The organism is Xanthomonas sp. NCPPB 3570, from assembly GCF_056725115.1.
The window spans coordinates 4,898,966-4,905,835 of record NZ_CM161513.1; the positions used below are offsets into that span (position 1 = coordinate 4,898,966).

The 6,870-nt window shown below is 69.4% G+C and carries 5 protein-coding genes; all 5 read right to left on the bottom strand.

All coding sequences use genetic code 11. The annotated features are described in order from the left end of the window. Positions 1–22 precede the first annotated feature (22 nt). A complete protein-coding gene (mnmE, locus tag AC1PLR_RS21020; RefSeq protein ID WP_481102230.1) occupies positions 23–1,366 on the bottom strand; it encodes a tRNA uridine-5-carboxymethylaminomethyl(34) synthesis GTPase MnmE in 1,344 nt (447 codons plus the stop codon). 31 nt (positions 1,367–1,397) lie between these two features. Beyond that, positions 1,398–4,139 (bottom strand): polysaccharide deacetylase family protein, encoded by a 2,742-nt coding sequence (locus tag AC1PLR_RS21025; RefSeq protein ID WP_481102231.1) that lies wholly within the window; start codon positions 4,137–4,139, stop codon positions 1,398–1,400. A gap of 101 nt (positions 4,140–4,240) precedes the next feature. Then, positions 4,241–5,974, bottom strand: coding sequence for a membrane protein insertase YidC (gene yidC / locus AC1PLR_RS21030; protein WP_481102232.1), 1,734 nt, complete (start codon positions 5,972–5,974; stop codon positions 4,241–4,243). Between the two features lie 18 nt (positions 5,975–5,992). Continuing rightward, positions 5,993–6,430, bottom strand: coding sequence for a ribonuclease P protein component (gene rnpA, locus AC1PLR_RS21035; RefSeq protein WP_481102233.1), 438 nt, complete (start codon positions 6,428–6,430; stop codon positions 5,993–5,995). 38 nt (positions 6,431–6,468) lie between these two features. Continuing rightward, the gene (gene rpmH / locus AC1PLR_RS21040; RefSeq protein ID WP_003469983.1) at positions 6,469–6,609 is read right to left on the bottom strand and encodes a 50S ribosomal protein L34; all 141 of its coding nucleotides are present in this window, start codon (positions 6,607–6,609) and stop codon (positions 6,469–6,471) included. Between the last annotated feature and the right edge of the window lie 261 nt (positions 6,610–6,870).

Consider the following 6,870-nt stretch of genomic DNA (forward strand, 5'->3'; position numbering starts at 1 on the left):
GCGCGTTCGGCGGCGCGACGCGCTATTTGCCGATGCAGAAGCTGGAGAAGATCCGCCCGAGCAGATCGTCGGCGCTGAGCGTGCCGACGATCTCGCCGAGCGCGGCATGGGCCAGGCGCAGTTCCTCGGCGGCCAGTTCCAGACGTTCGTGCTGCAGTTCGGCGGCGGCCGCGTCGGCATGGGTGGCGGCACGCTGCAGCGCGTCGACGTGGCGGGCGCGCGCGGAGAACTCGCCGTCGCTGCCCTCGCCGGCCGCGGTGCCGGCGATCGCGCGCAGCTGCGCGTGCAACTGCTCCAGCCCGCTGCCGGTAGCCGCAGAAACGTAGACGCGTTCTGCACTGGCCGCGGGCACGGCAGCGAGCAGGTCGCTCTTGTTGTGGATCCACAGGCGCTGCGGCACGTCGGCGATGGCGTCGGCGATCGCCGCCCGGCCGGCCTCGGCGTCGCGCGCGTCCAGCACGATCAGCGCCAGGTCGGCGCGCTGCAGTTCCTGGCGCGCGCGGCGCATGCCCTCACGTTCGATCGCATCGCCGCCCTCGCGCAGACCGGCGGTATCGACCAGGGTCAGTTCCACGCCGTCCAGGCGCACGGTCTCGTGCAAGGTGTCGCGGGTGGTGCCGGCGATGTCGGTGACGATGGCGCGGTCGCTGCCGGCAAGCGCGTTGAGCAGCGAACTCTTGCCGGCGTTCGGCGGGCCGACCAGCACCGCGTGCAGGCCATCGCGCAGGCGCCGGCCGCGTTCGGCGTCGGCACGCAGCTGCGCCAGGTCGGTGCGCGCATGCGCCAGGCCTGCGCGAACCTGCTCGCCGCCCAGTGTATCCAATGCCTCGTCGGCGAAATCGATCGCCGCTTCGACGTGGATGCGCAGGCGGATCAGCTGTTCGGCCAGGTCGTCGACGCGCCGCGAGAACACGCCGTCCAGCGAGCGCCGTGCCGCGCGTGCCGCACGCAGGTCGCCAGCGGCGATCAGGTCGGCGATCGCTTCGGCCTGGGCCAGGTCGAGCTTGCGGTTGAGGAAGGCGCGCTCGCTGAATTCGCCCGGACGCGCCGGACGCGCGCCGAGTTCGCAGCAGCGTGCCACCAGGTGCCGCAGCAGCACCGGGCTGCCGTGCGCCTGCAGTTCCAGCACGTCCTCGCCGGTGAAGCTGCGCGGTGCCGGAAACCACAGCGCGATGCCGTCGTCCACGATCTCGCCATGCGCGTCGCGAAAACGCGCGTAGCGGGCGCTGCGCGGCACTAGTGCACGCAAGCCCAGTCCATCGGCGATGGCGGCCGCCGCCGGACCCGACACGCGCACCACGCCGACACCACCGGCGCCCGGGGCGGTAGCGATGGCAGCGATGGTGTCGGGGGCGGAAGACGGCATGGCGAAGGCAGCAGGTCGGTGATGCGGTGGACTACAGCGTCTGCAACTGGCCGCGCACGTAGGCGGCCGACGCCCCGTTGGGTTGCAGCTCCAGGTAGGTCTGGAAGGCGCGCTTGGCCTTGGCGGCATCGCCGAGCTGGCGGTAGGCGTCGCCCAGGTTGACGTAGGCCACCGCACGCGAGGGATCGATCTTCAGCGTGTTCTCCAGCCAGCGCACGGCCTGCGCGTACTTGCCCTGGCGATAGTAGATGAAGCCCAGGTTGTTGGCCGCCAGCGCAAAGTCCGGGCGCAGCTTCAGCGCCTCGGTGAACTGCGCCTCGGCCTCGTCGTAGCGCTTCTCCTTGTACAACTGCAGGCCGCGGTCGTTGGCGCGCTGCGCACGCTGCCGGTCGGACACCGGACCGGCCGCGGCCGGCACCGCCAGCGGCCGCTCGCCGCCCTGCAGATCCTTGACCACCACCGCCGGCTTGGCCGGAGCGGCCGGCGCGTCGGCGCTGCTGGCGCCCGCGTTCGGCGTCGCGGTCGACGCTGGCGCGGCCGCATCGACGCGGTCGTTCATTGCGATCGCCGCCGAGGACAGTTGCTGGGTGCTGGCGGTGAGGAATTCCTCGCCCTCCGGCACCTGCAGCACGAACTCGCCGCCCTGCGAACCAGGCAGGCTGCCGAAGGCCGGCGTCTGCTGCGAGATGCTCGACACCGCCGGCGCCACGTAGGCGGCCAGTTCGGTGCCGGTGATCAGCCCGTCGCCGTTGAGGTCGGCCTTGCCCGACAGCGCCTGCAGCAGCACCCAGGTGAACACCGAATGGCCGTTGGGGCCGCTGTCGGCGACCTGCTGGTCGGCGCCGCCGGCGGTGAGCATCTGCCGGGCGATGCGCCGCGCGTTCTCGCGCAGGTAGGCGCTGGTGCCGCCGCCGCGGGTCAGGCCCAGGCCGCTGTAGCACGCGTCCATCACGAACAGCACATGCTTGGCTTCCAGGCTTTCGGCAATGTCCTGGATCTCGGTCATCGGGATCGCGTCGGTGGCGAACTGCGCCGGGTCCGAGTCGGCCGGGATGATGTAGCCCAGGTCGCGACCGGAAGCCAGCTTGCGGGTCGCGCCGTGGCCGGCGAAGAACACGAACACGCGGTCGTTCTTGCCGACCCCGCCGTGTGCAAGCCGATCGTGGAAGGCGGCGAGGATGTTGTTACGGGTGGCTTCCTGGTTCTTCAGTACGATCACCTGCGACGACGGGAAGCCGAAGCTGCCGGTCAGCGTCTGCGCGATCGCCTGCGCATCGTTGGCCGCGTACTGCAGCTTGGGCCAGTGCGCGTAGTCGTCGATGCCGATGACGATGGCCCACGATTTGTCGTAGCCGCTGGTCACCGCCGGCGCGGCGGCGTTGCTGGCGGCGCGCGCCACGCTGAAGTCGCGCCCGTTCCAGGCGGCGAACTGGTAACCGTCGGCGCTGAGCCGGTCCAGGATCTGCGGCAACGCCTTGACCGTGCGTTCGTGGATGTCGTGGAACAGCAGGATGCCGCGTTGCTCGCGGCCGACCTGCTCGAGCACGCGCTGCACGATCGACTCCGGCACCGGGTCGGCCCAGTCCAGCGAATCCACGTTCCACATCACCGACTTCAGCCCGGCCTCGCCGAGGATCTGCATGCCCTCGGCGTTGCGCGCGCCGTAGGGAAAGCGGAACAGCGGCGCACGCTTGGCGTCGACCGCGCGCAGCATGCGGTCGGTGTCCAGGATCTGGCTGCGCAGTGCGGCGCCGGTTTCCTTGGACAGTTGCGCATGGGTCAGGCTGTGGTTGCCGACGGTGTAGCCCTGCTCCATCAGGCTGCGACTGACGCTGGCCAGCGGCGACAGATCGACCTTGCCATCCGGCTCCAGCTTGCCCAGGTTGCGGCCGACTTCGAAGAACGTCGCCGGCACGTCGTAGCGCTTGAGGATGGCGACGATCTCGTCGGTGTATTCGCGATGCGGGCCGTCGTCGAAACTCAGCACCACGGTCTTCGGCGGCAGGTCGCGGCCGAACACCTCGCGGTCGCTGTCCTTCATCGACATCGGGTACGGCGTGATCACGCCGTAGTCGCGCAGGATCGCCTCGCGCGTGTACAGCGTGCCCAGGTGGGCGACGTAGTCCTCCCACTTCTCGCGCTTCTGCACGATCGCGCGGGTACGGTCGAAGCGGCTGAAGATCGCGGTGATCTCGCGGTTGTAGGTGCGTTCGATCTCGTCCAGCGCTTCCAGATCCTCGCCGATGCGCTGGTGCAGCTTGATCGCCGGCAGCGAGGAATCCTTGCCGATGCGCAGCTGCCAGTCGGCGAGAATCTCGCGGAACGCCAGGCGGTCGGCGTCGTACAGGTCCGGCGCCGATTCGACATAGTCGAGCAGGCTGCCGACCGCGGCGAAGCGTTGCGCGTCCGGCAGCGCCAGCAGCGCATCGAACTGCTTGGCCAATGCCTCGCGGCGCTCCAGGCCCTCGTGGAACAGTTGCTGGCCGACGCTGCTGGAGGTCTGCCGGTCGGCCGGCGATTGCTTGGCCTCGTCGGCCAGCAACACGATGATCTTGCGCTGCGCCGCCAGCTGCGCCTGCAGGCCCTGCAGCAGCAGCGTCGCCTGGGCCTGCAATGCGGGGGAGCCTGGAATGGCGATCGCCGGCGCCGATGTCGCGGGCTTGGACGGCGTGGCCGCGCTGTCGGCAGGCGTGCGCTGGCACGCGGCCAGGGCCAAGGCGAGCAGCCCGATCACGACAACGGACGACGACAACGGACGACGGCGCTTGCGCATGACCACGGACTCGCGAGCAAGGCGCTACGGGGAGAACGCAGACGCCGGCGCCTTCCCCGGCCGCATGCGCAACGCCCGCCGGAGGGCGGGCGTTGTCGGGTTTACTTCTTGGCCTTGGCCGGCGGCTTGCCGCTGCCGCCGCCGCCAGCGGTGGCCGCCTCGCCATGGCGCTTGAGCATCCACCACTGCTGCAGCAGGCCCAGCGAACCGTTGGTGACCCAGTACAACACCAGACCCGACGGCACGAAGGCCATCATCACGCCGAACACCAGCGGCATGAACTGCATCATCTTGGCCTGCACCGGATCCATGCCCGGGGCCGGGGTCAGCTTCTGCGTAAACCACATCACCGCCACGTTGATCACCGGCAGGATGAAGTACGGATCGCGCGCGGTCAGGTCCTGGATCCAGGCGAACCACGGCGCCTGGCGCAGTTCCACCGACTCCACCAGCACCCAGTACAGCGCGAAGAAGATCGGCATCTGGATCAGCACCGGCAGGCAGCCGCCCATCGGGTTGATCTTCTCCTTCTTGTACAGCTCCATCATCGCCGTCTGGAACTTCTGCTTGTCGTCGCCGTAGCGCTCCTTGAGCTGCTGGATGCGTGGCTGGAACTTGCGCATCTTGGCCGCGCTCTTGTACTGCGCGGCCGACAGCGGATACAGCACCAGTTTCAGCAGCACCACCAGGCCGACGATCGACCAGCCCCAGTTGCCGAGCAGGCTGTGCAGGTGGCTGAGGATCCAGAACAGGCCCTGGCCGAGCAGCGCCATCACGGAGAAACGGCTGTAGTCGACCACGCGGTCGAGGCCGCGCACGTTCTCCTTGGCGATCTGGCTGACCAGCTTCGGCCCCACCCACAGCCGCGCTTCGGTGCTGGCGCTTGCGCCCGGCGCCACGGTGAAACCGGGGCCGCGCGCTTCGACCACATGCCGCGGGCCGTCGTTGGACAGCACGAACAGGGAATCCTGGTCGTCCTGCGGAATCCAGCTGGTGAAGAAGTGGTGCTGCAACAGCGCGATCCAGCCCCCCTTGACCGTCTGGTTCAGCGGGCCGTCGTCCAGATAGTCCTTGAACGCACGACGCTGGTAGCCATCAGCCGGGCTGAACCAGGTGGCGCCATTGAAGCTGAAGGAATCCGGGTTGGTCATGCCGCGGCTGACGATGGTCGGCACCCGGCTCAGCTTGCGGAACACATAGCCCTGCCACGGCTTGCTGCCGTGGTTGATGACCTCGTCGTGCACCTGCACGGCGTAATGGCCGCGCTGCAGGGTGTAGACGCGGCGAATGGTCACGCCGTCCGGGCCGTTCCACACGAACGGCACCTGCAGGCTGTCCTGGCCCTTGGCCAGCACGTACTCCTGGCCCGGGTGTTCGGGGCGGAAGCCAGCCGGGCCCGGCGACGGCGAGTTGTGCTCGCCGACCCAGCCGCTGGTGGCGGTGTACGGATGCGCCGCGTCCTCGGTCAGCAGCTGCACCGGGGGGCTGCCCTGCTGCTTGGTCTGCGGGAACAGCAGCAGGTCGGCGTCGAACACGCTGCGGCCGTCCAGGGTCAGGCGCAGCACGTCGGTGGTGACGGTGACCCGCGGTGCGGCGCTGGCCGCGGCGGTCTCGGACGTGCTGCTGGCGGCCGGCGTGGTGCCCGGCACCGTGGCCTGCGGGATCGCCGGCGCATGCGTGGCGCCGGCATCGGCGTCCTGCGCCGGCGGCACCGTGGTCGCCGCCGCAACCGTCGCCGCAGTGGCGTCCGGCGCGTGTTCCTTGTTCCACTCCATCCACAACAGGGCCGCGACCATCAGCCAGGCGAAAATCAGGAAAAGGCGGGTCTGGTTCATCGGACAGGCAAGCTCGGCTCAGCCAGAAGCGGGTTCTGACGTGGAGGTGGGGGAAGAAGGAAGAAGAGGCGGCGGCATTGTGCCGTCCGCGGCCTGGGCCGGCAATGCGCCGGCGCGACGCAGCAGGCGCACATAGGCCTGGCGCAGTTGATCGCCGCTGGCCTGGGCGGCCGCGCTGCGCGCCACCACCACGTAGTCGCCGGGCGCCAGCCACGGCAACAGCTGCCGCGTGGCCTCGCGCAGCACGCGCTTGATGCGATTGCGCACGACCGCACGCTTGTCGACCTTGCGCGACACCGCCAGGCCCAGCCGCGCCGGATGCGGCGCACTGCGCCAGTGCAGGCTCATCAGCGGCTCGGAACAGCGGCGCGCGGCATCGAACACGACGCGGTATTCCGCAGACGTGCGAACCCGCGCAGAGCGAGGAAATCGCCTACGCGGGTCGGGATGATTCACGGTCCGGATTGCAGGCGCCGCCTGGGGCGGCGAAGCAATCAAGCGCTCAGGCGCTTGCGGCCCTTGGCGCGGCGGCGGGCCAGGATCTTGCGGCCGTCGGCGGTGGCCATACGGGCACGGAAGCCGTGGTCGCGCTTGCGCTTGAGGTTGCTGGGCTGGAAGGTGCGCTTGGTGGCCATCGGGGCGCTCTGATCTGAATGGGGCGGAAAGAACCGGAAATTCTATAGGACCGCTTACGCCGCGGTCAACTCCCTGTGACGACGGGAACGGAGCACGGCCGTGCCCGGCCTGTGGATGGATCTGTGAATAGCCATGGGAAAACCATTCCCGACCCTGCGCGCCGGTGGTAGTCTGATCCATCCGCTTTCCTCTCCCACCGGCCGAATGCGCCGCGCCCGAGCGCGCCCTTCATGCCCGGTCTATCGACGAATTTAGATCTG